The 25,135-nt window shown below is 61.1% G+C and carries 26 protein-coding genes, 1 tRNA gene and 3 pseudogenes; 15 read left to right on the top strand and 15 right to left on the bottom strand.

What is annotated here, in order from left to right; genetic code table 11:
• Positions 1 to 6: 6 nt before the first annotated feature.
• Entirely contained in the window at positions 7 to 1,086 is a 1,080-nt protein-coding gene (locus M3I54_RS36875; protein WP_254344664.1) for a maleylacetate reductase, read from the bottom strand.
• Positions 1,083 to 1,685, bottom strand: coding sequence for a nuclear transport factor 2 family protein (locus tag M3I54_RS36870; protein WP_254344662.1), 603 nt, complete (start codon positions 1,683 to 1,685; stop codon positions 1,083 to 1,085). Before M3I54_RS36870 ends, M3I54_RS36875 begins: the two co-directional genes overlap by 4 nt.
• Before the next feature lie 224 nt (positions 1,686 to 1,909).
• Between M3I54_RS36870 and M3I54_RS36865 the strand changes: the two genes are divergently transcribed.
• The 7 genes and pseudogenes from M3I54_RS36865 (at position 1,910) to M3I54_RS36835 (ending at position 7,448) form a co-directional block, all read left to right on the top strand.
• Entirely contained in the window at positions 1,910 to 2,983 is a 1,074-nt protein-coding gene (locus M3I54_RS36865) for a Gfo/Idh/MocA family protein (RefSeq protein WP_254344660.1), read from the top strand.
• A gap of 37 nt (positions 2,984 to 3,020) precedes the next feature.
• Entirely contained in the window at positions 3,021 to 4,373 is a 1,353-nt protein-coding gene (locus M3I54_RS36860) for an MFS transporter (protein ID WP_254344657.1), read from the top strand.
• Between the two features lie 52 nt (positions 4,374 to 4,425).
• Positions 4,426 to 5,280, top strand: coding sequence for a shikimate dehydrogenase (locus M3I54_RS36855; protein ID WP_254344655.1), 855 nt, complete (start codon positions 4,426 to 4,428; stop codon positions 5,278 to 5,280).
• Between the two features lie 57 nt (positions 5,281 to 5,337).
• Complete coding sequence (locus M3I54_RS36850) at positions 5,338 to 6,129, top strand: alpha/beta fold hydrolase (RefSeq protein ID WP_254344651.1); 792 nt, start codon at positions 5,338 to 5,340, stop codon at positions 6,127 to 6,129.
• Positions 6,130 to 6,317: 188 nt separating this feature from the next.
• Positions 6,318 to 6,482: pseudogene (locus M3I54_RS36845) on the top strand (IS6 family transposase); the annotation flags it as partial.
• A gap of 414 nt (positions 6,483 to 6,896) precedes the next feature.
• Positions 6,897 to 6,973: transfer RNA gene (locus M3I54_RS36840), tRNA-Met, on the top strand.
• 196 nt (positions 6,974 to 7,169) lie between these two features.
• On the top strand, positions 7,170 to 7,448 hold the full coding sequence (locus M3I54_RS36835; protein ID WP_254344649.1) for a hypothetical protein: 279 nt from the start codon (positions 7,170 to 7,172) through the stop codon (positions 7,446 to 7,448).
• 930 nt (positions 7,449 to 8,378) lie between these two features.
• Here M3I54_RS36835 and M3I54_RS36825 read toward each other — a convergent pair.
• On the bottom strand, positions 8,379 to 8,723 hold the full coding sequence (locus M3I54_RS36825; protein ID WP_254344646.1) for a DUF3088 domain-containing protein: 345 nt from the start codon (positions 8,721 to 8,723) through the stop codon (positions 8,379 to 8,381).
• Positions 8,724 to 8,775: 52 nt separating this feature from the next.
• Positions 8,776 to 9,963, bottom strand: a complete 1,188-nt coding sequence (gene metC / locus M3I54_RS36820) for a cystathionine beta-lyase (protein WP_254344644.1) — start codon at positions 9,961 to 9,963, stop codon at positions 8,776 to 8,778.
• 169 nt (positions 9,964 to 10,132) lie between these two features.
• Between metC and M3I54_RS36815 the strand changes: the two genes are divergently transcribed.
• Positions 10,133 to 10,600: an Lrp/AsnC family transcriptional regulator gene (locus M3I54_RS36815; RefSeq protein WP_254344643.1), complete on the top strand. Its 468-nt coding sequence runs from the start codon at positions 10,133 to 10,135 to the stop codon at positions 10,598 to 10,600.
• A gap of 80 nt (positions 10,601 to 10,680) precedes the next feature.
• On the opposite strand, the pseudogene M3I54_RS36810 reads toward M3I54_RS36815, so the two are convergent.
• The 6 genes and pseudogenes from M3I54_RS36810 to M3I54_RS36785 all read right to left on the bottom strand — a co-directional run bounded on the left by M3I54_RS36810 (position 10,681) and on the right by M3I54_RS36785 (position 17,540).
• Positions 10,681 to 11,689, bottom strand: a pseudogene (locus M3I54_RS36810) (D-cysteine desulfhydrase).
• 60 nt (positions 11,690 to 11,749) lie between these two features.
• A complete protein-coding gene (locus tag M3I54_RS36805; RefSeq protein WP_254344642.1) occupies positions 11,750 to 12,475 on the bottom strand; it encodes an amino acid ABC transporter ATP-binding protein in 726 nt (241 codons plus the stop codon).
• 63 nt (positions 12,476 to 12,538) lie between these two features.
• The gene (locus M3I54_RS36800) at positions 12,539 to 13,198 is read right to left on the bottom strand and encodes an amino acid ABC transporter permease (RefSeq protein WP_254344641.1); all 660 of its coding nucleotides are present in this window, start codon (positions 13,196 to 13,198) and stop codon (positions 12,539 to 12,541) included.
• 69 nt (positions 13,199 to 13,267) lie between these two features.
• Complete coding sequence (locus M3I54_RS36795) at positions 13,268 to 14,068, bottom strand: transporter substrate-binding domain-containing protein (RefSeq protein WP_254344640.1); 801 nt, start codon at positions 14,066 to 14,068, stop codon at positions 13,268 to 13,270.
• Positions 14,069 to 14,911: 843 nt separating this feature from the next.
• Entirely contained in the window at positions 14,912 to 16,888 is a 1,977-nt protein-coding gene (locus M3I54_RS36790) for a M48 family metallopeptidase (protein ID WP_254344639.1), read from the bottom strand.
• Between the two features lie 52 nt (positions 16,889 to 16,940).
• Positions 16,941 to 17,540 (bottom strand): LemA family protein, encoded by a 600-nt coding sequence (locus tag M3I54_RS36785; protein ID WP_254344637.1) that lies wholly within the window; start codon positions 17,538 to 17,540, stop codon positions 16,941 to 16,943.
• A 244-nt stretch (positions 17,541 to 17,784) separates the two neighbouring features.
• Here M3I54_RS36785 and M3I54_RS36780 point away from each other — a divergent pair, with 244 nt between their 5' ends.
• From M3I54_RS36780 to M3I54_RS36765, 4 genes are all read left to right on the top strand, one after another.
• On the top strand, positions 17,785 to 18,048 hold the full coding sequence (locus M3I54_RS36780; RefSeq protein WP_254344635.1) for a hypothetical protein: 264 nt from the start codon (positions 17,785 to 17,787) through the stop codon (positions 18,046 to 18,048).
• An 11-nt stretch (positions 18,049 to 18,059) separates the two neighbouring features.
• Positions 18,060 to 18,281: a hypothetical protein gene (locus M3I54_RS36775; protein ID WP_254344633.1), complete on the top strand. Its 222-nt coding sequence runs from the start codon at positions 18,060 to 18,062 to the stop codon at positions 18,279 to 18,281.
• 404 nt (positions 18,282 to 18,685) lie between these two features.
• Entirely contained in the window at positions 18,686 to 18,943 is a 258-nt protein-coding gene (locus M3I54_RS36770) for a type II toxin-antitoxin system ParD family antitoxin (RefSeq protein WP_254344630.1), read from the top strand.
• Positions 18,940 to 19,242 (top strand): type II toxin-antitoxin system RelE/ParE family toxin, encoded by a 303-nt coding sequence (locus M3I54_RS36765; protein WP_254344628.1) that lies wholly within the window; start codon positions 18,940 to 18,942, stop codon positions 19,240 to 19,242. The genes M3I54_RS36770 and M3I54_RS36765 overlap by 4 nt, the downstream gene beginning before the upstream one ends.
• Positions 19,243 to 19,518: 276 nt before the next feature.
• On the opposite strand, the gene M3I54_RS36760 is transcribed toward M3I54_RS36765, so the two are convergent.
• Positions 19,519 to 19,902 (bottom strand): TraR/DksA C4-type zinc finger protein, encoded by a 384-nt coding sequence (locus M3I54_RS36760; protein WP_254344626.1) that lies wholly within the window; start codon positions 19,900 to 19,902, stop codon positions 19,519 to 19,521.
• 235 nt (positions 19,903 to 20,137) lie between these two features.
• On the opposite strand from M3I54_RS36760, the gene M3I54_RS36755 reads away from it, so the two are divergent.
• Complete coding sequence (locus M3I54_RS36755; protein ID WP_254344625.1) at positions 20,138 to 20,800, top strand: dienelactone hydrolase family protein; 663 nt, start codon at positions 20,138 to 20,140, stop codon at positions 20,798 to 20,800.
• A 67-nt stretch (positions 20,801 to 20,867) separates the two neighbouring features.
• Here the strand turns inward: M3I54_RS36755 and M3I54_RS36750 are convergent, their stop codons facing one another.
• The 4 genes and pseudogenes from M3I54_RS36750 to M3I54_RS36735 all read right to left on the bottom strand — a co-directional run.
• Positions 20,868 to 21,980 carry a CapA family protein gene (locus tag M3I54_RS36750; protein WP_254344624.1) on the bottom strand — a complete coding sequence of 371 codons (1,113 nt, stop codon included), beginning with the start codon at positions 21,978 to 21,980 and terminating at the stop codon, positions 20,868 to 20,870.
• Positions 21,981 to 23,000: 1,020 nt separating this feature from the next.
• Positions 23,001 to 23,222 (bottom strand): hypothetical protein, encoded by a 222-nt coding sequence (locus tag M3I54_RS36745; RefSeq protein WP_254344623.1) that lies wholly within the window; start codon positions 23,220 to 23,222, stop codon positions 23,001 to 23,003.
• A gap of 261 nt (positions 23,223 to 23,483) precedes the next feature.
• The gene (locus tag M3I54_RS36740) at positions 23,484 to 23,807 is read right to left on the bottom strand and encodes a CcdB family protein (protein ID WP_254344622.1); all 324 of its coding nucleotides are present in this window, start codon (positions 23,805 to 23,807) and stop codon (positions 23,484 to 23,486) included.
• Positions 23,807 to 23,935 (bottom strand): annotated as a pseudogene (locus M3I54_RS36735) (type II toxin-antitoxin system CcdA family antitoxin); the annotation flags it as partial. The gene M3I54_RS36740 and the pseudogene M3I54_RS36735, both read right to left, overlap by 1 nt.
• A gap of 229 nt (positions 23,936 to 24,164) precedes the next feature.
• Between M3I54_RS36735 and M3I54_RS36730 the strand changes: the two are divergent.
• Both M3I54_RS36730 and M3I54_RS36725 read left to right on the top strand, forming a co-directional pair.
• The gene (locus M3I54_RS36730) at positions 24,165 to 24,740 is read left to right on the top strand and encodes a hypothetical protein (protein ID WP_254344620.1); all 576 of its coding nucleotides are present in this window, start codon (positions 24,165 to 24,167) and stop codon (positions 24,738 to 24,740) included.
• 98 nt (positions 24,741 to 24,838) lie between these two features.
• On the top strand, positions 24,839 to 25,135 hold a 297-nt coding region (locus M3I54_RS36725; protein ID WP_254344618.1), incomplete at its 3' end, for a hypothetical protein.

The raw sequence follows: 25,135 nt of genomic DNA, 5'->3' as shown, positions 1-25,135 counted from the left end.
GCTTCCTCAATCCATCGGCTCGGGCGGCAGGCCTTCCAACGCCTGCCGGGGCATGTGGCCAAGCGCGCGAACGTCGGGCGCACGGGGGTTCGAGCAGGTGTTCTTCATGATCAGTTCCATCGCACGATCGATGCCCGCTTCGGGCATGCCGAGCGCGCGGAGCGAGCGCGGCGCATCGAGTTCAACGCCGAGCTCGTATAGCCCGGTCCATGCGTGTCGCGCCCCCAACGCGCGAGCAATGCGCGTCATCGCGGATGACGCGGCGTGCGCGTTATAGGCAACGACATGCGGGATCATGACCGCATGCGTTTGCGCGTGCGCGAGGTCGAACGTTCCGCCGAGCACGTGGCATATCTTGTGATGCAGGCCCATTCCGACCGCTCCAAGACACGTTTCGCACAGCCATGCGCCGTACTGGGCGAGACGCCGCGCCTCGACGGACCGCGGTGACTGGACGATGCGCGGCAACGACTCCGCGAGCGCCGCGATGCCTTCTTCCGCCATCAGCGAGGTCACCGGATTGGCGTCTGCCGCGTAGAGCGCCTCGACTGCATGCGCGATCGCATTGAGCCCGCTTGCGACACTCAGCGCGACGGGCAGACTCAGCGTGAGCTCGCCATCGTAGATGACGACCTCGGGCAGCACTTCGAGCGTTCGCTGCGTGTGCTTTTGCTCATCGCGTGTCTCGCCGATGATAGGGGTCATCTCGGAGCCGGCATACGTGGTAGGCAGCACGATTTGCGGCAGTTTCGTGCGCAATGCAATCGCTTTCGAGAGACCGGTCGACGATCCGCCGCCGATCGCGATGACGCAATCCGCGCCTGATCTTTGCGCGGCGCCGAGCGCCCGCTGGGTTACGCCCCAAGGCGTGTGCATGGCAGCCTCGGCGAAGCGGCTGTCCGATGTCCTATCGAACAGGTTCGCGATCTCTTCACCCAGCGCAGCCTGGTCGCGCGTCGTCACGACAAAAGGACGCGTGCAGCCCATTCTTGCAGCTTCAGCGGCGGCTTCATTGCACTTTCCCGCACCCATCACCACGCGGGCCGGCAGCGCGTCGTAGGTGAAAGCGTCGATCTGTCCTCTCATGACAGCGTTCCCGTATCGAGCCACGCGCGGCCGCGCGCGTAGAGCGCCTCGACGGCGGGGCCGGCGAGTCCGGGCATGTCGCGTTTGACGTCGTAGCCGATCTTCGTCTGAATATAGGCGAGGTGGCGATAACCCTCGGGAAAGCGCCCGAGCACCTCGGCATCGAGATCCAGCTTCATACCGCTCTCGACAGGATCCAGGCGGTCCTTCTCATAGATCGGTTGACGCAGACGCAGCAGCCATTCGCCGCCCATCTTTTCATAGAAGTCGTAGGAGCGCCCGGTGCACACCACATCGCAGAGATGACCGTCCACGTCGCCGCGTTGGGAGATGGTCATCTTGGTTTGCGCGATCGCACGCGTACCCGCGAGATCGACGGACGTGCCGCCGAGAAAATGCAGGATGCTGACGCCGCGCGCCCACCCCTCTCGCGTCACGCGAATGAACTCAGGTCCGCTGCCCTGGAACCAGGTTGCCATCATCACGCCCTCCGGATGCCACAGTCTCGCAAAGCGCTCCCAGTCTCCGGCATCCCGCCACACGGCCCAGTTTTCGATTGCTTCACGAATGGCCAGACGGTCAAGCATCACAGCGTTCATGGATATCCTTAGTTTCTATATAGGAACCAGTTCACATGGTGATTTCAATGAGGTATGGAGTCAAGCGAGTTTTGACAATTTCGGGAGAAACCCTGGTTTGTTCCTATACGGGAAGTTGAAGGAAAAAGTCGTTGACATCGCGGTTCGGGGACTCCTAGACTGAATTCATGCATATATGAGAACTAGTTCCCATATTGGCATTTCATTGAAGGGGCTGCACGCAAATGTCAGACATCAACATCGCGGTAATCGGAGCGGGCGTCATCGGCAAACGCCATGTGCAGGAGATTGCGAATAGTGATCAATGCAAACTCGCAGCAATCGCCGATCCATCTCCCGAAGCCGGGCAGCAAGCCGCTGCGTTAGGCGTCGCGCTTCATCAGGACTATCGCAAGCTGCTCGAGACCGAGCGCGTCGACGCGGTCATCGTCTGCACGCCTAACAGCACGCATGGGGAAATCGGTCTGGCGTGTATCGAGCGTGGAATTCCAGTACTTGTCGAAAAGCCCATCGCCGACGACCTTGCATCCGCACGCGCGCTTGCCGAGGCGTCACGCATTGCGCGTGTACCAGTGCTCGTCGGACATCACCGCCGGCACAATCCAATGGTGCGGACTGCCAGGAAGGCAATCGCCGAAGGGCGCATCGGTAAGCTGGTGGCCGCGAACATCATGTGCCTGCACTACAAGCCCGAAGCTTACTATGCGGTGCCCTGGCGTCGCCGTATCGGGGGCGGACCGATTCTCATCAACATGATCCACGAGATCGATCTGATCCGGCATCTGTGCGGCGAAATCATTTCCGTGCAGGCGGTTTCGTCGAACAGAACCCGGGCGTATGAGGTCGAGGACTCGGCTGCGTGCACGCTCGAACTCGAAAACGGAGCGATCGCGAACATCAGTCTCTCCGACACCGCCGCGACGCCGTGGAGTTGGGATACCGCAGCGGGAGAAGACCGCGCGCTCTTCGACTACCGTCCAGTGCCGACCCATTTCTTCGCGGGCACCAACGGCGCGCTTTCATTGCCGGACAAAACGCTCTGGTCATATGACGGCGAGAAAGGCCGTCATCGCCCAATCCAAGACGAGCGCATTCCAGTGGAAGAAGAGAATGTCTACGCGAATCAACTGCGCCATTTCCTCGACGTGGTGAACGGTGCGACCGAACCGCTGATCGATGCGCACGATGCCTCGCAGACGCTCGCGGTAACCCTCGCTGTCGTGGAGGCGGCGAGAACAGGGCTGAAGATCGATATGAGGACGGATACACGGTTCAGCAGAGGCGACGCCACTGCATGAAGTGGTCCGCGCAAGCGAAAGCAACGAGGAGACGCAGATGTCCGCTGTTGAGCAAATCAATGTTCAAGACTTTCTCGATACGCGTCCCTTCGGCGCCTTTCATTGGAAGATTCTGCTGCTGGGATTGAGCGTGCTGATTCTCGACGGATTCGATGTTGTCGCGATGGGCTTCATTGCACCGGCGATCATCGAAGACTGGCACGTCAGTCACGCCGAGCTGGGCCCACTCCTGAGCATGGGTCTTTTGGGACTTGCGATCGGCGCCATGACCGGCGGACCGCTGGCTGACCGCTTCGGCAGACGCAAGGTCGTGATCGGTGCCGTTGGCTTCTTCGGTCTGATGAGCCTGCTTTCGGCGTGGTCGCCCAACCTGGCCGTGCTATCGGCCATGCGTTTTCTGACCGGTCTTGGGCTGGGTGCTTCGCAGCCGAATATGGCCACGCTCGCGTCCGAGTATGCGCCCCGCAAGTATCGCTCGACTATAGTCACCGTGATCTATTGCGGTTTCACGTTCGGTGCCGCCGGTGGCGGGTTCCTATCGACCTATCTAATCGGCCGCCATGGATGGCAATCGATACTGCTGATCGGTGGGGTCGTGCCGATTCTCTTCAGCTTCGTCCTGATGTTCGCGATGCCCGAGTCTGCAAAGTTTCTGGCAGTGAAGCATGGTGGACGCCAGGCGCTCATGCGCGTGCTCAATCAGATCGAGCCCTTCGTGGCCGATACCTCCACCGCGTTCATCACCACCGAGCGCTCGCACACGGGGCAGGCCGCCATCCGCCTCATCGTGCGCAATCCTCATACGACCGTCACGCTCGCGCTCTGGGTCGGTATGTTCATGAACCTGATGATCGTCTATTTTCTCAATAGCTGGCTGCCGATCATGCTGAGTGGCAAGCACTTCTCGCTCACCGAGGCGGCGCTGGTCGCGGCCACGATGCAGGTCGGCGGCACGCTTGGGAATATCGCCATTGGCTGGAAGATGGATCGCATCAAAGCTCAAAAGGTGATGATCGGCACATTGCTTGGCGCAGGCGTTTTCACGGTGATTCTGGCCAAAATGTCCTTCACGCTCGCCGGTCTGACAGCGATGGTTTTCCTGCTTGGCTACTGCACCAACTCGAGCACCACGGGATGGACCGCGATGGCCGCCAGCTATTACCCAACTGAGATGCGTGCCACGGGCACGAGTTGGATGACGGGCATCGGGCGTTTCGGCGCCATCTCGGGGGCGTATGCCGGCGCGATCCTGCTCAATCTGAAATGGGATTTCGGTCAGCTCTTCATGTTCCTGACGATACCGATTGGCATTGCGATCGTCGCGGCTTATATCAGCGGTCATCGGAACGATACGATGATGCCGATGCTACGGAACGCGCCTTCGCGATAAGCAGGGTCTGTCACGTCGCACAATTCGCCGCCAACACCGATAGGGTAATAGCATGACAGATGAAAGACATTCGCTCGATTCACCGGTCGATGCGCTGACGCGCCTCTTTTTTATCCTCGGTTCGCCTGTCGCGCATGTTCGCGCGCCGGTCGTCTGGAGCGCGCTCTTCAAACGCTACGGTGTCAACGCGTTGATGCTGCCTGCCGACGTCACCGTTTCAAACTTCGGTGCGGCGATGACAGGGCTGAAGGCGATTGAAAACGTCGATGGTGCAATCTTCACCATGCCGCACAAGTTCGCAGCGATGGACCACGCTGAGATGCTGACGCAGCGCGCGCAGCGCATCGGTTCGATCAACCTGCTGCGGCGGCTTCCGGATGGAGCGTGGGAAGGCGACAACGTCGATGGCGCCGGTTTTCTCGCAGGCTTGCATGCGGATGGCGTCACCCTGAAGGGCGCCAACGTCTATCTGCATGGCTGCGGCGGCGTGGGCCGATGCATCGGGTGGACGCTCGGAATGGAAGACATCGCGAGCCTCACCGTTCACGACGCCGATGAAGAGCGCGAACGTGAACTGGCGCGGTCCATTGCCAGGGTGTCCAGTGCGCGTATAGCAGCGGGCATACCGTCTATGACGGATATCGATATCGCCATCAACGCATCACCGGTCGGACTGAACGCCGGCGATGGGCTGCCGTTTTCCGTCGATGCACTGCCTCCGCATGCTGTTGTCGCCGACGTCATCATGGAGCCGCTCATGACTGCTTTGCTCCAATCGGCACACTCGCGCGGACTCAAGGTTCATCATGGACGAAACATGATGAATCACGCCATGCCGATAGCGGCATCGTTCTTTGGCTTGCCCGCTTCGTTTGACTGGAATGGGGCAATCTTGCAGAAGTACTGACGAGGGCAAGCGTCGTGCGGGGCCAACCGGGTATCTGCAAAATCAGCAGGGGTCAACATGGAAATGGAACACAGGAATCAGGGAGCACACAAAAAGCCGTCTGCAACTTTCGTGCTTTTGCACGGCGCCTGGCATGGCGGCTGGTGCTATCGCGACACCGCACAGGTGTTGCGCGCCGCCGGTCACAATGTTTACACCCCGACCCTCACGGGCCTCGGCGAGCGGGCGCATCTGAACAACCAGAACATCACGTTGGAAACGCACATCCGCGACGTGTGCGGCGTCCTGGAGGCAGAGGAGCTCTCCGACGTTATTCTCCTGGGCCACTCCTATGGTGGCATGGTCATCACCGGTGTGGCCGACCGCATGAGCGATCGCATCAAGACGCTGGTCTATCTGGACGCCTTCGTTCCCGAGCATGCGCAGTCGCTCATCGACTGCCTTTACGCGGCGCTGTCCGAAGAGAACGCCGCTGCGTTTCTAACGGCTTTTCGAACAAGCGCGATGACCGGCAACAGTGGCCTGATGCTGCCAATCCCGGCAGAGGGCTTCAAGGTAGAACCGAAGAATCGCGCATGGGTTGATCGCCATTGCTCGCCTCAGGCACTAGCCACGTTCGAGACGCAAGTCCTTCTCACGGGACGCGGATCAGCGATCAAAGACCGGTTGTTCATTCTTGCCGAAAGATGGGATCCAAGCCCCTTTTCGTATTACGCCGAGCAGGTCGCCGGAAAACCAGGTTGGCGCGTCTCCCGGGTACCGTGCGGTCACGACGTGATGGTTGATATGCCGATCGAACTCGCCAATCTACTGCTGACGCTGCATAGTTCCAGAACGGAACACGAATAGTTTGCACGAATCAGGCTGGTGGCCGACGTTGAAACCTTCACTTTCGAAAGCGCTTGAAAAAGCGTCGAATATCGGCTGCAAGGGACATCGCTCATGCTGAGCGCCTTGCAGGCCTCGTGCTGACCTTTCTCGACGGAGGCGAGTGCGTCCCGGAAAATCTCCGGGCTGCGACATCAGGTTGTCCGTATCACCGGGCGATCAAGCGTCGAACGTGCCCAATGATGGGTTTCAAGAATTTTCGTTGCGCACGCATTATTCTTGGCGGAATTGAGACCATGCATATGATTCGAAAAGGTCAGATGAACGACGGCCGTAAGGCACTCTCTCCCGCTCAGAAATTCTATTCTCTCTCTGCACAAGCAATCCTCTGTATTTCGGCGCTCTCGCCGGCCACCTTCCTTATTGTGACAGAACCGCCGGGCGCGCCGTCATTTTACATAAAAGAAATTTATCGCTGTTAAATTAGGAATCCAATTTATTTGGGTGCCGAAATAAAGTGCAATACATCGCCGTTGGAGCGCGCGCTTTTCCCGAAGGACGATAGGGAAAATCGTGTTGGCTGACATTCGGAGAGCGGCAAGCGCCCATTCTATGATACCGATGCGTTCCTGACTCAGGAGCAAGCAATGGAAAACAAGGTATTGGCAAGACAAGGTGCGGCTCTCCATCACAGGCGACGCGCGCTACAGTGGAAAGCGCGTTGCACGAGGTCCGCTTCGACCTGACTGCACATTGACGCACCGCATTCGAGCGAGTACACTCCGCGCCGCGGGGTGGAGCAGTCTGGCAGCTCGTCGGGCTCATAACCCGAAGGTCGTAGGTTCAAATCCTACCCCCGCAACCAAAGCCCAGTAAGGCTTTGCGCGATTTCAGAAGTTTTGGGGTAATGTCTTTTTTTTCCCGATTTTGGGCAACAAGTGGGCAGACCCCACGCGAATCCGGCAAGAATCCGTCGTACCAATGAACCCGCCTTCGAGTGGGTTTTTTGTTGCCCAGCGAAATCCGATCCGAACACGCGTTGAAATTTGGGGGTCCGTTCCATGAAGAAACAAGCACTCGCACAGTTGGCACTCGCTGTCGGTGCAATCGGCCTGGCCAGCGCGGTACACGCGACTGACGTCAACGTAGGCATCACCGTGGGCACCCCTGTCGTGATCGCGCCGCAGCCTCCTGCCGCCATCGTCGTTACGCCGGGTTGGCATGGCGACCGCTATTGGGATGGCCACCGCTACTGGGACCGCGACGACTGGGAAAAGCACCATCATCATGACAAGGGTTGGCACTGCCCACCGGGACACGCCAAGAAAGGCGAGTGCTGATCGGGCTCCCCGTGCCGTGACGCGCTCAGCATGAAGGAACTCGACAACGTGTGTGGATTGCCGGGTTCCATTCCGCGCGACATTCTTTCCGCGCCGCCTATGCCTCGCTTCGAGCGCGGCGGCGCCGCAGACTCGAAACAAGTGTAATGATCTGTTAGCGGCAGGCATCAAGCCCGGTTTTGCCGCGAGAAACGCGCCTGCGCTTTGGTACGATCCGGCCTTTCGTCCATTGCGCAGCCATCGTGAATCACCCGTATGTGTCGCTATTTCGTGAACTGAGCGTTCTTTTTTGCAGCGCCCTGTCGGGGGAAGATGTCATGTTGAGTCCGCACGAACTTGCCACGTTGATGCCCGTGAAGGATGCGCCAGGGCGGATCGAGTCAAACCGTGTGGAGCTCGGAGCGCTTTGCGAGCTCCAGCTGATCGTGATCGAGCCACCCGAAGCTGGCTTGCCCTTGCCTCGCGTTACCCTGCGCGGGGACGCAGTTCTGGGCTTTAGCACGGGCTAGCTGACCGCAGGCGAGCGCTGCATGGTCTGTCATCCGGACAGACTATATTCCAGGTGCGTGCCGTCCGCGGTAGCAGACGGCGATCCGGGTGTACCTGATGAGGCCGACGTGGACCCATCCTGGTTGGGTATGGCTGCCGACACAATTGTGCTCGTCATTGCTGCAGTTGGTGTCGCCGCCCACTACCGTCGCGAGCGGCGCCGGGCGGATCTTCTGCGCAATCTGGACCACCATGAGTGGTGGCACTGGAGCCGGTCACGAGGTTAGGGATCCTCGCCGGCGTATCGCTTTTGCCCCGAGCAAATGTGCTGAAATGACGGAGTAGTAACGTCAATGACCTGTCGGTTTCAGGCCCGCACCGCATGTGCGCGGTGTGGGCCGTTCAACGAACGCACAACGCAAGCGCGTTCTCCCCGTCCGGTCAGGATGCTTGCGCAACACCATACTGTGACGACAGATAGCGTCGGATATCGTCAGGTGCGTTGATGAAGCGCATGCCGTTGTGCTCCCGAACGTCAACGGACGCGTCCTTCACCCTCTGACGATCATCGAGCACGATCACCGGCGCGGACTGGTTGATTTCGCCGATCAGTTCGACGATTGCGTTGCGCGGACGCGGCGCGTCGATGTATTCGACGTCGACATCGTTGCGCAACTGCGGGAAAAAGCTCAAAAGCCCTTCGACGGCAACTGAGTCGCCGCAGTAGAGCGGGCCCTCATCGCCGCTAAAGAAGCCAGGCCGGAGGATGAACAGTTTGTCTTTCATGATTGTCTCGCTGTGGTTGGGAATTAAGAATTGAGGTGCTGCGTACGCCGATTCAGGATTCCATTTGGACGAGGGCCGCTGCCCGCAGGCGCGAGAAACCGGCTTCGAGGTCTGCGATCATGTCGTCGGGATGTTCGAGGCCCGCGTGAACCCGCAACAGTGGGCCGTCCCATGGCCATTGCTTCACCGTGCGGTAGCGAGCCGGGCTGGATCGGAGAATGAGACTTTCGAAGCCGCCCCAGCTATAGCCCATCCCGAAGCAGGTCATTCCGTCGAGCAACGCACGCATTGCCTCGTCGGATTGCGGGTGCAACACGACGCCGAACAGACCGCTTGAGCCCGTGAAGTCGCGCTGCCACAACGCATGGCCCGGCGAGCCTGGCAGCGCCGGATAGAGGACTTCGGCAACTTCCGGCTGCATCGCGAACCATTCCGTCAAGGCGTGCGCATTGCGCTGGTGTCGCTCGAGCCGCACCGACAACGTTCGCAGGCCGCGCAGCGCGAGGTAGGCGTCGTCGCCGCTCACGGTCATGCCGAGTTGCCGATAGAACCGGTTGATCTTCGGATGGAGCGATTCGGTCGTGAGGATCACGCCCATCAGCAGGTCGGAGTGCCCCGAGATGTACTTCGTTGCGGCGTGAATCGACACGTCGACGCCATGCTCGAACGACCGGAAATAGAGCGGCGTGGCCCAGGTGTTATCCATCAGCACGATTGCACTGTGACGATGTGCAATCCGGCTGATCGCCGGGATGTCCTGCACTTCGAACGTCAGCGATCCGGGCGACTCGACGAACACCGCGCGCGTGTTCGACCGCATCAGCGACGCGATGCCGGCGCCGATGGCCGGATCGTAGTAGGTAGTCTCGATGCCGAGACGCATGAGCGTTTCATTGCAGAACGTGTGCGTCGGGTCGTAGACGGAATCCGTCATCAGCAGATGATCGCCGGGATTCAGCACGGCCAGCAGCGATATCGTGATCGCGCTAAGCCCGCTTGGTGTGAGCATTGCGCGATGTGCGCCTTCGAGTCGCGCGAGTGCGGTTTCGAGCGCACGCGTAGTCGGGCTGCCGCCACGCCCGTACGCGTTCGGCGTGCCGCTCGCGGTCCTCAGTGTTTCGAGGTTTTCAAACAGCAGCGTCGATTGACGATAAACCGGCGGATTCACCGGCGCGCCGAGCTGGTTGTGCTTGCGGCCCTCATGGGCCAGGACGGTGTCGGTCGAATGCGTTGTGTTCAAGGCGTGGTCCTCTCTGTCGTCGGGTCAATCGAGGTGTATCGAGCACCGCCGCAATATCACGACATGTGCTGTGCGTGAAGACATATTAATTTCGCGATCGCGAAAAATGTTTTTAAAGAATCGCGCGGATCCCGCTAAGATTGGGAAAAGTTTCTAAGCCGGAGGAGATATGGATAAACGCGATGCTCAGATGCTCACGCTGCTTCAGGCGGATGCCACGATCGGACTGAACGAACTCGCCAAGGCGGTCAACCTGTCGCCGACGCCGTGCTGGCGAAGACTGCAAAAACTGCGGGACGAGGGTGTGATTTGCCGGCAGGTCGTGCTCTGTGATCCTAACAAGCTGAACCTCGGGCTCACTGCGTTCGTGACAGTGCGCTCGAATCAGCACGGCGATGCATGGACGAAGCGTTTCATTGACGCCGTACGGGAGATTCCGGAGATCATCGAGATTCACCGGCTGAGCGGCGATGTCGATTACCTGCTCAAGGTCGTCGTGCCGGATATCGCCGGATACGACAGGGTCTACAAGCGGCTGATCAAAAGCGTCGAACTGATGGATGTAAGCTCGGCGTTCGCGATGGAGGTGATCAAGCGGACAACAGCGCTTCCACTCGACTACGTGGTGAGCGAATAACGCAAACGCGCCACCGCCGACAACCTTCGGCAGGTGGCGCGCGCGCTTTACGTGCCTGGTCGATGAGGATCCGCAGTGCTTCAACCGTTGCGGGACACCTCGTGATAAGCGAACAGGGCAGGTGCGCCGCCGGTATGCACGAACAGCACCGGCCACTTCCCGTCGAAGCGGCCGCCCGCAATGCCGTTGAGCAAGCCGGCCATCGCCTTGCCCGTGTAGACGGGATCGAGCAGCAATCCTTCGGTCCGCGCAAGCAGGCGAATCGCGTCAAGTCCGGCGGTATTGGGCTCTCCATAGCGTGGCGCGAACCAGGCGTCCCCTAGCTCGACGCACATGTCCGGAGGCGTTCCGATGTCGAGTAGCTCGCTCTACGGTCGACGAGGTTCCGCACCTTCGGACGCTGCGCTGCCGCGCTACGCGACACGGTCACGCCAGTCACCGGCGTCGCCGGCATCTCGTGAGCGAGCGCGAGACCCGCATGCGTGCCAGCGCGTCCGGACGCGAGCACGACGGCGGAAAAGTCGAGCCTTGCTGCGCGAGTCTGCTGATCCAGCTCGAGGTCCGCGCGCACGTAGCCGAGCGCGCTGAGCGCATTCGATCTGCCGACCGGAATCACATACGGACATCGCCCTTCGTCGCGCAGTTGCTGCGCGACGACCGCGAGCTGCTGGTCCGCATCGTCGAGATGGGCGACCTCATGGACCCGTACACGGAACAGATCGAGCAGCAACCGGTTGGCGTTGTGCAGATAATCATCGCGCGTGCCGCCGATCGGATTTTCCAGCAGCGCGACGCAGTCGAGTCCGAGTTGGGACGCGAGCGTGCGGTCTGCCGGACGTGATTCGACTGCACCGCGCCCGCGGTCACGAGCACGTCGGCGTCCTGGCGAAGCGCGTGAGCGCCGGGATACTCGAGGTTGCGCAGCTTGTTGCCGCCCATGGCGAATGAAGTGAAGTCGTCGCGTTTCACATAGACGTCGCGGCCGACGTACGCGGACAGCCGCGGCAGCCGCTGCAGGTGCGTTGGCGCGTCGATGAGATTCAGGCGTGCAACGTTATTGAGTCTTGTGGAAAGCGTAGTCGTTCTCATGCGGTGGCACAGGTGTCGGGTTTGGGGGGCACTGTTGGTCGGACGGCGGTGCGCGGCAGGTCAGTGCAGGATCTTGTCGAGAAAATCGCGTGCTCGGTCGGAACGCGGCGCATGAAAAAATGCGCCGCTGGCCGCGTCTTCGACGATCACGCCACGATCCATGAACAGCACGCGATGCGCGACCTTGCGTGCGAAGCCCATCTCGTGCGTGACGCAAACCATGGTCATCCCGTCGCGCGCGAGTTCGACCATGACGTCGAGCACTTCGTTGATCATTTCCGGATCGAGTGCTGACGTCGGCTCGTCGAACAGCATCGCGATCGGATTCATCGAGAGCGCACGGGCGATCGCGACGCGCTGTTGCTGCCCGCCGGACAACTGCCCGGGAAACTTCTGGGCGTGCGCCTTCAGCCCAACGCGTTCGAGAAGACGTAGCCCGATGTCGCGCGCCTCGTCCATGGGTCGGTGCAGCACTTTCGTCTGGGCCAGTGTCAGGTTGGCCAGCACGGTCAGGTGAGGAAACAGCTCGAAGTGCTGGAACACCATGCCGACGCGCGAACGCAGCTGCGCGAGCTTGACCGACGGATCGTCAAGCCGGGCGCCGTCCACCGTGATGCAGCCTTTCTGGAACGGTTCGAGACCGTTGATCGTCTTGATCAGCGTCGACTTGCCGGACCCGGACGGGCCGCAGACAACGACCACTTCGCCTTTCGTGACCGCTGCGCTGCAGTCAGTGAGAACCTGATGCTTGCCGTACCACTTCGAGACGTTGTCGAGAGTAATCATGTTCGGATTCTTCGTGAGTAGGGGAACGCTCAGCTGTCCGCGACCCGGACGGCCGGCGGGCGATCAATGCGTCGACGGCAGTGCACAGCGTGTTTCGATGCGGCCCTGGAGCCACGCGAGCAACGTGCTGAGCACCCAGTAGATCGCCGCGGCGGCGAGATACAGTGGCAGCGGCTGGAAGGTCGAGGCGATGACTTCCTGCGCCGAGCGCAACAGTTCAGTGACAGTGATGACGGAGACGAGCGAGGTATCCTTGACCAGGCTGATCAGGGTGTTAGAAAGGCTCGGGACCGCCAGGCGCAGCGCCTGCGGGCAGACAACGTAGCGCAGTGTCTGAACGTGCGTGAGACCCAGGCTGTGCGATGCGGCCCACTGGCCGCGGCCGATGCCAAGGATCGCGCCGCGCATGCTCTCGGACAGGTACGCGCCGGCGTTCAGCGTCAGCGTGAGAATGCCGGCTGAGGTTGGATCGAGCGAGATACCGACGTCGGGCAGCCCGTAATACACGACGAACATCTGCACGAGGAGCGGCGTGCCGCGCATCAGGCTGACATAGCCTTGCGCGATCGAGGACAGGAACCGGTTGTTGCCAATTCGTACGATCGCGACCAAAAGGCCGACGATCAGCCCCAGCACCATCGATGCGATTGCGAATTTCATTGTGAGCACGGCGCCCGCTGCGAGGACGGGAAGGGTGCGCACGACCAGATCAAATGCGTCCATGAACTCGACTCCAGATCGTTGTCGGGCGCGCCGGCGGTGCGGTGCATGCCGGTGCGCGCGTAGCGTTGGTTAGTGGGTATTTGCGGCAGAGACGTCGGCGCCGAACCATTGCATCGAGATCTTCTTGAGCGTGCCGTCCTCGCGCATCGAAGCGAGTGCGTCGTCGATGGCTTTCTCGAACTTCGGATTGCCCTTGCGGAACGGGATGCCCATCTTCGTGTCCGCGCCCGGGATTACGCCGCTCGCACGCAGCGGCAGATGCGTGGTCTTGATCAGGTAAGGAACCATCAGGCGATCGTTCACTGCGGCATCGAGCCGGCCCGTCGCGAGGTCGCGCAGAATCTCAGACTCTCCGGGATAAATCTGCGCGTTAATCGCGGGCACCGTTTTCACGAGCTCCGCATAGTTGCTGCCGAGCACGACGCCCATCTTGAGGTTCTTCAGGTCGTCCAGCGACTTGAACGCGCGAGTATCGTTCTCGCGCTGCAGCAGTTGCGCGGCCGAGTACACGTAGGGCTGGCTGAAGTTGAGCGCCTGCTGGCGTGCCGGCGTGATTGCAACCTGGTTGACGATCACGTCGAACTTGCCGGCCTGAAGGCCGGCGAGAATACCGCTCCATTCGGTCGTGACGAACTGAGGCTTGACCCCGAGCCGCGCGGCGACAGCCTTCGCGACGTCGACGTCGAATCCTTCGAGCTGCCCGTCGCTGTTGCGGTAATCGAACGGCGGGTAGGTGCCTTCGAGCGCGACCTTCAGCACGCCGGCCTGTTTCACCGTGTCGAGCAGATCGCCTGCATGCACGGTTGCGGTCGCGATGCCGAACAGCGTAGCAACCAGTGCTGACATAAACAGCGGTTTGCACGGCTTCATCTTTGTCTCCGTTGGTAAGAATAAGAATCGATGTTGTGCTTTCAGGTTTGAACGACGATTGACGCGCGCGAAGCTCAGGTTTCGCACAGAGATCGGGGCGCACCGTTCACGGTTACGAATTCGGCTCGACTGATGGCAAGCTTAGTTTTGTCAGAATGGAAAGTGTTTCCAAAAGCATGCGTATAGCGATCGTTTGGTGGAAGATTTTTCTAGTCCCGAGCCAGGTTGCGCAACCGGCCTGCTATCGGTGCGACTGTTGAGCGACGCGGTCGCACCCGCATGCCTGGCGGTTGCTCCAACGCTTGTTGCGAGCCCGCGTGCTACACATGGAGAGCGCTTTTCGCGATCGGACCAGGCGCGAAAGCGAACAGCAGGACTGGGAAACCGACCTGCACGTGTCGAGTCAACAATTGATGCGACCCGAGCATGCCGCCGTCGCGAAGCTGAACGAGATGGTCGGGCACGACGGGGGTAGCGTGCGTTGCGGCCCGATCCGACGCTGCCTGTACCGACGCACGCGATCGCCATCGACGAAGTGGCCACAATGTCGTCTGGCGAGACGCGTGTGGGCTAGCCCAACATCCGTACGATGATGTAGCCGCCATCGACGCGGGGCCAGGTACCGCGCCGGGGAACGCGGCCAGCAGAAGCGAAGTCAGCATCGATGAGTTGAACGACGGAGTGGCGCTGTGCGCGGCAGGCAATTGGCCTGAGGTCCGCCGCGCGGTGGAGGGCCGGGCAGGGCACGTCAGTCATCCAACGATCGGGGGCTGCGCGAGCCGCTAGCATCAGAGAATCACTCGTTCATTGCCAGGGCGTCCTTAAAGGACCGCATACCATCGCTCATAGACCGCGTGGCTGCAATGCCGTTGTTCGTCCTTCCGCTTCCACCACGCCGAGCGGCGGGAGCGGGCAGTCGAGCGTATCGCAAATGGCGCGCAGCAGCTCCGCTTCGCGCACGGTGAGCTGCTGGTTCGCCAGGATGCAGCCCGCGCAGGCGGCGACGATCCGGCGCTTGATGGCAGGGACGGATTGATTGAGCGTTTGCAGGGCCGCGTCGAACTCGGCGAGGGAGCATTCCTCGCGGGGCGGCAAGCGGTGGGTGTGGTCGCCGCCGATGTGGCTGCGCATGCCCGTATCGAAAGCCCGGGAGGCTTGATCGGGTTCCGGCTGGCCTTCCCAGGCCAATAGCGCCAACACCGTCGCCACCGGGTGCGCCAGTTTTTGCGGCGAGCGGTGCACTGGACGCGTCTGCCGATGAAGCAGGAACTGGGCGTCGAGATGGCGATGCAGCACACAGCGGAGCGTGTACTCGAACAGGCTCAGCCGCTGGTCGGCGACCATGAGCACCTCGACCTGGGCGCGGAAAGCCCGGTGCTGTTGGGGCGACATCTGCCGCAGGGCTGGCAGGGCCAGGTCGAGGAGGGGCAGCCGATGCGTGTCCGGCAGAGCCTGGGCAGGGGCGACCAGCCGCAAGGTTTCGGCGAAGTCTCGCGGCTCGACGCCGGCCTTCAGCCGGGTCAGCTGAAGTTCCCGCAGGTCCGCCCGCGGGTCCAGGAGAAGGGCGTAGACCAGGGCGCGAGCACTGAACGGCTCCTGGGCCGCAACCCGGAGCGCGTCGGGCATGGCGTCGTGCAGCGACTGGGCGTAACTCATCACTTCCGGATCGACGTGGCCGACCCGGGACGCCGCTTCGTCGGCGAACCCCAAGACGGGCACCGGCACCTGCGGCAGCGCCGGCAACGTCGGAGCCCCGGCGAACGGCGGGACGCGGCTGGGGCGGGGGCCTTCGAGTTCTTCCTGATCGACACCGACCGGCCGCACCTCCGGGAACTGGCCGTCGAATTGGGGATTGAGCCGGCGGATGCGATCGACCAGGGGCGGATGGGTGGCAAGCAGTCCGGCGAGCCCCTTGCCGGCGAAGGCGTTGGCGAAAAACATGTGACCCGCCTCGGCGGCCTGGGGGTTCTCGATGCGTGACCCCTCGGCCAGCCCGCCGATCTTCTTGAGCGCCCCGCCGATGCCGTCGGGGTTGCGCGTGAACTGGACGGCACTGGTGTCAGCCAGGTACTCGCGCTGCCGGGACACCGCCGCCATGATCAGGCGGCCGAAGAACGCTCCCACCAGCCCCAGCACAAACACGCCCAGACCCACCAGGACCAGGCCGCCATGGGAATCCTGCCTTCCCGACGAACGTCCGCGGGACGCGAACATGAGGCTGCGGCCGATGATGGACAACGCCATGATCCCGAAGATCAGGCCGATCAGCCGGATATTGAGCCGCATGTCGCCATTGAGGATGTGGCTGAACTCGTGGGCCACCACGCCCTGCAGTTCGTCGCGGGTCAGGTAGTTGAGGCAGCCCTGGGAGACAGCGACCACGGCATCGCCCGGGGCATAGCCGGCCGCGAAGGCATTGATGCCGGGCTCCTCCAGAAGATAAACGGGGGGCACCGGCACGCCCGCGGCAAGGGCCATTTCCTCGACGACGTTGAGCAGCCGCTTCTGCCGCGCGTCGGTGGTCGTGCCGGGCACCTCCTTGCCGCCCAACATCAGGGCGACGGCCTGCCCGCCAGAACCGAGCTGGGCCACCTTGAACGCACTGGCACCGCCGACCACAATGCCCACACCGGGCGCCGCGAGCAAGAGCAGTTCCGGCTGCCACCAGGACACTGGCTCGTGGGTGCCATACATGCTGAGCGCCACCAACAGCACGTACACGAGGGCGATCAAAATCAGGATCGCCAGGACGAAATAGACCACCAGCTGGAAGGTCTTGCGTCGGGCGGAATCCTGCTGCTGAAAGAAATCGGTGGCCATGTTCGGCGCGACTTTGGGAGCATGAATCGTACAGAGCCGTGGCGGATCCGGGTTAGCGGAACGACACCTTGGGCGCGGCGCGCTCGGTCTCTGCGGTTTCGAGCAGCGCCGCCTCCTTGAAGCCGACCATCCCGGCCACCGTGACAGCCGGGAAGACCTCGCGCCGGATGTTGTACAAGGTGGCGGCGTCGTTGAACGCTTGCCGGGCGAAGCCGATCTTGTTCTCTGTCGAGGTCAGCTCCTCCTGCAGGGCGAGCATGTTCTGGTTGGCCTTGAGGTCCGGGTACGCCTCGGACAGAGCAAATAGACGGCCCAGGATGCCGCCAAGCTGGGTCTCGGCCTGGTTAAGCTCCCTCATGGCCGCCCCGTCGCTGGGGTTGGCGGCGACCTTCTGCTCGGCCGCGATCGCGCTGTTCCGGGCCTTGACGACGGCGTCGAGCGTCTCCCTCTCGTGAACCATGTAGCCCTTGACGGCTTCGACCAGATTCGGAATCAGCTCGTAGCGGCGTTTGAGCTGCACGTCGATCTGGGCGAAGGCGTTCGCGAAGCGGTTCCGGGCGACTACCAGCCCGTTGTAGATGCCCATGAGCCAGAGCGCAAGCAGCAGCCCGATGCCCAGGAGCACGAGCAGGGTGATGATGACGGAACTCATTGGCCGTGACCTCCGGCGAGAGGACTGCTGGTTTGGACCATCGCACGACTATCGAAACAGCATATGTGAAATTGCATTTAATTCAATTAATTCACGAAGGTTTTATAAGAAAGGTGCCGCACATTTAAGCGTGCTGCATCAATTCCTTTCATTCCATGATTGTTTCCTTATCCGGTGAGGCTATCCTGAAGATTGCGCCGTTGCGCGCGCGGAAGGCATTCCGATTGTCACAGGCCAGCAATGGATGGCGTCGTCAGAGGCAGAGAAGAAAGCGTATCTCATCGGCATCGCCAATCTGCTGGACATCGAGCGCGCTTACGCTGGCGCTGCGGCGAACAAAAGCGATATCACACGGCGTTTCAGCAAGGGCATGCAAGGCAAGACGCTCGACAGCGTACGTCAGGGGCTGGATGACTATTACGCGGCCAATCCCATGACGGTCCAGCATCCGGTGATTGAGACCCTCTGGTTTCAGATGGTCGTCCCTAGCCTGAAGCAGAAGCAGTAAGGAATGCGAACATGAAGCGACCTGGATGGATCGGAAGCATCAGCGCCCTGATTGTCGTGATCGGCTGCACGGATATGACTCCACGGCAGCAGGGAACGGGGAGTGGCGCGGCGATAGGTGCGGCCGGCGGTGCAGGGATCGCGGCGATCGCGGGCGGGAATGCGTGGACCGGCGCGATCGTCGGCGGCGCGGCAGGCGCCGTGGCCGGCAATATACGTGGTGGCCATCAGTAAGCCTGTCGGCGGGCATGCGAGTCCGGCTATGTTGTGCGTCGCGTGCGCTGCTTGTTTGCCGTGCGGCTGACGCGGTCATCCAACGGCGCACCAATCTGCGTAGCCTTTAATGCCGCAAATATTGCGAAAGGCCTATCGCCGTTCGCACCCGCAAGACGGTTGAATGCTGTTCACAACGAGGTTGCTTTCGCGAGCGGTCGCGTTCGCACAACACCGAAAGACGTCATTCCAATGGCCAGTGTTCTTCGGAACTTGCCGAATGCCCGATGATCCGAAGTAGCCTCCGATATCGACACCGCGTACTCCCGGACAATCCGGCCGCGTCGGTGCGCGGACCGGCTGCGCCGCATCGCCCTATAATACATAGGGGATGGTCTGGCGAATGAATTTTCCGGGGTATAGCTATGATCAACGCCGATCTTGGGCAACGGGTTGAGGGCTATGTCGCGAAGTTGGTTGAGTCGGGTCGCTACGGCTCTGAAAGCGAGGTATTACGCGAAGGCGTGAAGCTCATTCAGGATCGCGAACTGCAACTCAAGGCGCTGGATGCGATCATCGATCGCGGCATTGTCGATTCGGAGGCCGGAAGGGGCAAGCCTGCCAGGGACGTGTTAGACCGACTTGAAGCAAAGTACCATTCGATGGCGAGCACGAGGCAATGATTGTCCAGATTCTTCCTGACGCGGAGGCCGACCTTGAGGCGATCGGCGATTACCTGGCCCGCGACAATCCCCGTCGTGCGCTGAGTTTCGTGCGCGAGCTGCGTGACAAGTGCCGGCGGCTTGTCGACGTGTACCTTGCGTTCCCGATTGTGCCGCGCTACGAAGACCTCGGCGTGCGTCACCAGGTTCACGGCGGTCACCAGATTTTCTATCGTGTCGTTGGCGAGCCTCCCGAGCGCATCGACGTTATTCACGTCCTGCACAGCGCGCGCAACTACTCCGCGATACTGTTTCCCTGAATTTGCGTGACCCACCCGAGGACAATCCGATTGCTTGCGCGGGTGTTGTCTTGCTCAGGAACGGCGACGTTCTGCGCAAACACGTGCCTTTGCCGATTGCCCATACTTTACTGGCCATCGTTGAATGCCAATGCCCGCATGTGTGAAAACGCGACTTGCTTCGACATTTCCGACGGCGGCACCCGCCGATAGGTGTTCCGGATACCATTGAACTGTCTATGGGCGGGGGCTACTGCGTCTGCGCACCAGGAAGTCATTTCGTAGCTGATCGGCCTCTTAGTAGCGGGTCGCGCGGTGTCGTTCAAACGCGGTCTGGCACGAAACGCATCGGGCCGTGTAGGGCGCGGCGGCAAGTCGCTCATAACCGATCGGCTCCCCGCATTCGACGCATGCGCCGTAGAGGCCGGCGCCGATGCGTGCCAGCGCTCCGTCGATCTGCTGCAGTTCATGGAAATCGTGCCGCGCGAGGGCAGCGCGCAACTCGTCGTCCGCCTTGCGCGATGCGGTCTCGTCGGGATGCGACTCGGGGCCCAGCGCTTCGGGCGGTCGGGCTCCGGCGAGATCTCCGTATTCGCCGTGCAGCGTCGCCAGCAACTCACGACGGCGCTCGCAGAGCCTTTGCCGTAACAGCATGAGTTCGGAAGAGGTGAGGGTGATCATGGACAAGGTTGATGTGTTCTGAACGCCACACACAACGGTGGAATCGCGAAGGCCTTCCGTCTGATTACATGCCCGCCGATTAAGAATTTAACTCGCGCGCGATTCGAGTTCGACGGGCATGTGTCAAGTATAGGTTTTACAAAGCAGCAGGATCGACCCGTCGTGAGCGAAGCCTTGCGAGGCGCCCAGATATTGGGGCGGGACGGCATGCGCTGACTGGCGAAGGGAGGATGCCATGGAATCTCGGCTAACTATGCAGGAGGTCACGATTCGCGTGGAGGGCGCGCGTCTGATGGGCACGCTTACGCTGCCGCAGAACGCTCGCTCACTGGTTCTGTTCGCGCACGGCAGTGGCAGCTCGCGGTTCAGCCCACGCAACCGGTATGTGGCCGCCGAACTCAATCGGGCCAGCATCGGAACGATGCTGATGGACCTGCTCTCCGAGCAGGAAGACACCGGCCCGGCTGCCCGCTTCGACATCGATCTGCTAGCAACGCGTCTCGCGCAAGCGACGGAATCGATCGCGGCGCGGGAGACACCACCGCTATCCATTGGCTACTTCGGCGCGAGCACGGGCGCCGCTGCGGCGATCCGCGCGGCGCGGGTATCGTCTGTTCCGATCCAGGCCATCGTTTCGCGAGGCGGGAGGCCCGATCTCGCCGGACGCGGCGTGCTCTCGTCAGTGCACGCGCCCACGTTGCTGGTGGTCGGCGGGCTCGATGCTCACATCATCGAACTCAATCGCGCGGCGTTCGCCGTGCTCGAAGGCCCGAAGGATCTGGTAATCGTTCCCGGCGCGACGCACCTGTTTGAGGAGCCCGGCACGCTGGAAGCCGTCGCGCGGCTCGCTGTGCAGTGGTTCGAGCGCTACCTTGGCAACTCGCGTGGCAACGCGTGATGCTGCACCCACCGGCGTTAGCCGGCCGGGCTGGCGAGGCACACGAGCTGCTGCGGATGCACAGCGCCTAAGCGAATGCACGCAGCACAAGTGTGTCGTCTGCGCGCCGCTCAACCGCGGCACCTAACGGCCTGCTTTCTCGATTGAGCGTTCCTTCCAGCCATCGTATGCCTTCTTCAGGCGCCCGGTTGACGCGGAAGCGGCGTGTCTGCGTGGGCGTCATCGACAGTTCGACCAGCTTGCCCGTAGCGACCTCGACGACGGGGAAATACATCAGCGAGAGATCGCCGCGATACGCTTTCTGACTGCGAATACCTTCATAGTCGTTGATGAAGTCCCCGGCGCCGTACAGGATGAGCTTGTCCTGATACACCTCAATGCCCTTCACGTGGTGCGACGAATGACCGTGCACCACGTCCACCGCAGCCGAATCGACGAGATCGTGTGCGAAGCGCCGGTGCGACGCCGGTATGTCGAAATCGAAGTTCGCGCCCCAATGGATCGAGACGACAACGACATCGGCGGGCTGCTTGACCCTACGCACCTGCGTCGCGATTGCGCGCACGGATTCGGCGGAAAAATCTTCAAGCCGATTCACGCCGGGACGGCCCCGGCCGGCAGCCCAGTCCTCGCCCACACCGCTGCATTCCGTCGCGAAGGCGAAGACCACCACCCGGCCTTGGCCCGCGAGTTCGATCAGGGCCGGCGTGGCCGCCTCGACGGCGTCCTGTCCCGCGCCGGCTGTATGAATGCCGGCGGCACGCAAGGTACTTAGGGTTTCCGTCAGACCGCGGTAGCCCCAGTCAAGCACGTGATTATTCGCGAGCGAGCAGCAGTCGATTTTTGCTGCGCTCAGGACAGGCGAATTGGCGGGATGGATGCGATAGTGGATGCCCTTCCCGGGCCATGCGTCCTCGCTGGACGTGACGGCGGTCTCCAGATTGATGATGCGCGCGTCGGGACTTATGCGATCAAGTTCGCGCCGCGCATCGCCCCAAACGTAGTCGAGCGGGACACGTTCCGGCAACGGGCCGGCATTCGCCTCGGCGAGGCTCACATAGTCTTTCGCCGATCGGACATAGTGCTCGAAGAGACGGGGCCGGCTGGGATGCTTCAGTATCTGATCGATGCCGCGCCCCAACATCACATCCCCGCATAGAAACAGCGTGATGCAGTTCATGTGTCAGCCAGCAGCGGAATTTCCTGGCAGCACCGGTCGTCGCGTATCGGCAGCGGCATCCCGGGGCGTGAACGCTTTCAGCATAGTTCGCCGCCATTTCTGCGTCCAGGCAGGAGGTCCGTACAATGGCGGCCCGCGTGTCAGCTGATCGCCTAACGTGCCTTGCCGACACGAGCAGGAACGACGCCAAGTTCGACGACAAGCGCGGCATTCCTGAATGGCAAGAAGGCCGGCGAGCGCGCTTAATCGCCTTCTGGTTCTGATGGAAAGATCTCCCTAACGCAGTTATCTGACGGCATAGGTCTGTTACCCCGGAACAGGCAAGCCCTCGGCCCATTGCTGAGTACAATGCTGCCCGTGGACGCCGGGTGTCGTCGAATCCAGTCGTTTCTCCATAGAGAGTCGGGCACTGGCAGAGGCGTGCAATGCTATCTTGTGCTCGCAGTCTTCCAGGCGATCACGTGATTTTTTCGATAATTGAAATATCTAGCTATTTGCAAGAAAGCACGAACTGCGCGGCTTCAAGGTGCAAGGTAAGACGCAGGACGGGTTGGCCGCATGAAGGCTGATGCGAAAGCCGTCGAAGACGCCGGCGCAACACTTCTGCTAATCGAAGCTATCCGGGGTATTCGTACCTTTCGTGCAATTTCTGGCGCCCATTGCCCGCCGAGCCCCGTCCAGCAAGTCTCTCCCGCCCCTGAGCGGCTCATCGAAACGATGATTATTCAAGCCGCTGATAAATAAGGATTTTTTGAAACTGACCGCCAGAGATTGCACGAAAGGTACGAATACCCCTTATCGCGCTGGATAAGCTGCGGGCGTCCCGTCGCGTCTAGACCTACATTCACCAGCCTGTTTCGGTAGTCACAGTCGGGAATAAATTTACTTTCGTCGGTTTGGGTTTCGACTTCATCGACGGCAAATCTCGCATTGCAGTTTCGACAAGTCCACATGGCTATCGCCGTTGCCACTTTCGTCGCTTTTGGCGGTTGCCGGCTTTCTGATGGTCGGAGTGGAGATTCAGGGTACTTGTTCTTTAAGCAGCTTGTTAGCGAGGGCGCGCGCTGCCTCTCGCGCCCGATCCTCGCTTGGAAATTCGATTTCGGTTTCGTGCGGATCGTCCGAGTCAGGTTCGGCTCCCACTTCTCGCAGATGAACGATTCCGCGATAAGAGCCGGCAACCGTCTTCATCACGCGAACTCGTGCGATGTGCGTGTGAGTTGCGTAGATCTCGTCTTCCACCACGATCTCCCATTCCCTTTTTATGGAATCGTCGCATGAGCCAATGGATTGACCGCTGCCACTTCGGTGACTGCCGCGATATGAGGCGCACCATGATCGCCGCCGGCGTCAAGGTTCAGACGATCGTCATGCTCGTGAACTCACGCACGTTACAGGTCAATAACAGAGATCGTGGGATGGCGGCCGCCGACAATGGTTCGCCCCATTTCATACACATCGTACTCGAGAGATTGGAAGACTCTGTGAGATATTCAGGATGGCTCAGTAAGCGCCGAATAGACGGTCTAGCGCGGCACTGATCCGGTCCCGTTCATCTTTGAGCGTGCCAATCGCGGGGCCGAGATCGGTTGTCCTGAATGCGCCGAGCAACGGCGTTTCCAGCACGAACTGTTCTCCCTCGATCTCAATGATGGGCGAGAGATCCTGCGCAACCTTGCTCGCGGTGTAATTGCCGGCTACTCGCGTCAAGGGAATGACTACGCGCGATATGAGATTGCCGAGATGATCGCTTTGCACGTCGAGCAGAAAAGGTGACTTGGCCCTGGATCTTTCCGAAGGGTTGTCGTAAAGATCAAAACGCGCCATCAAAACATCCGATATTCTTCCAGGGGCAAGCCGTCACGCTCGATACGTGCATTCATTTCAGCGATGAAGTCCGCGTTCTTTTCCGCCCAGGCACGCGCCTCGGCCGCCTGAACCTCTTCGCGCAAACCGCGTTCGCTTGCCCGCCTTGCTGGTCACATGGCACCAGACACCTGGCATCAGTTAGGCGCAGCTCGTCGTGTCTGTCAAAATAGCGGTATCCGTTCGCCAGCTACTGCGCACCCCAATACGCCTTCGCGGGCCGCGTGTTGCCGCCAACGTCCGATCAATAGTGTCGAAAACGGCAACCGGAAATCAACATCCTGGCGATCGCAGGGAAAACGTTACAGCAGGCACGACATGGCACACAAGCGATGCGAACAATGCGGCAGCCAGACGCCGCCCTGGGACACCATCCACTGCGGCTCCGGCGATGGCCGCTACGAGTTACTCTGCACTTCGTGCTTCAATGCCAGGATTGCCGAGTCCGCCGGATTCACCGATTTCGAGAACGTCCGGCTTGACCCCATCCAGCTGATTGACTGCGAGGGGGAAGCCCACCAGTTCCATTTCCAGCTCCGGCTCCTGGGCGCCCGGATTGCGCTGGATGGCTTCGAGCTTCGAGGTGAGCTTCCCGCCGGTTACCGGTTCCAGCTGATCGGCGAAGCTGACGACGATGTATTCGTGCTGCTCGGGCGCCTCGTCGAGAAGGTTCGTCGCGCGCTGTCGGTCAGGCACGTCGATTTTCATGAGCGCCGGATCATTGACAGCACGGTGCGCGGGCGTATCGAATGGGACGAATCCCAGCCGGGCCACCTGCCACTGGTGGTCGTCGACGGCAAGGAGGTCTCATGGGACGATCTTGGGCGAATGCTCACGAGCATGGAAGGATGGCAGTTCCGGCTCGAGATCGCTGACCCGAGCGACGAGCTTTGAGTCGCGGTGCCGACGCGGCAAACGGGCGGCCATCCCTGGCCTCGAGCCGGTTTGCGAACCGGCGCCTCGAATGGTTGTAACCCAGGCGGAGGAGAGCCATGGTCGCAGTCAGGCACGACGATCTTTCCATGGCGTTCGACTTTGTCAGCTGCGCGGCGCCAGCGGAGCATAACGCGTATGTCTCGCTCGATACGGGCAAGATCTGGTGGACTTCCGATTCCAGTGACGCGTTCGACGAGGAGATCCCTGACGACCTTGAGACTTCCGATCGCTACCTCGCGATACCGCACAGGAACGAGCTTGATCTCGGAAGCCGTCTCGCCTTGCGCTTTGTCGCACAGACGTTGCCTGCATGTTACGACCAGGTCGAAGGATTTTTCCGGAGGCGAGGGGCT

The sequence above is a fragment of the Paraburkholderia sp. CNPSo 3274 genome (genome assembly GCF_024206475.1).
Taxonomy (GTDB): Bacteria; Pseudomonadota; Gammaproteobacteria; order Burkholderiales; family Burkholderiaceae; genus Paraburkholderia.
The sequence above is the reverse complement of the archived record's forward strand: the minus strand, read 5'-3'. Positions and strand labels throughout refer to the sequence as shown.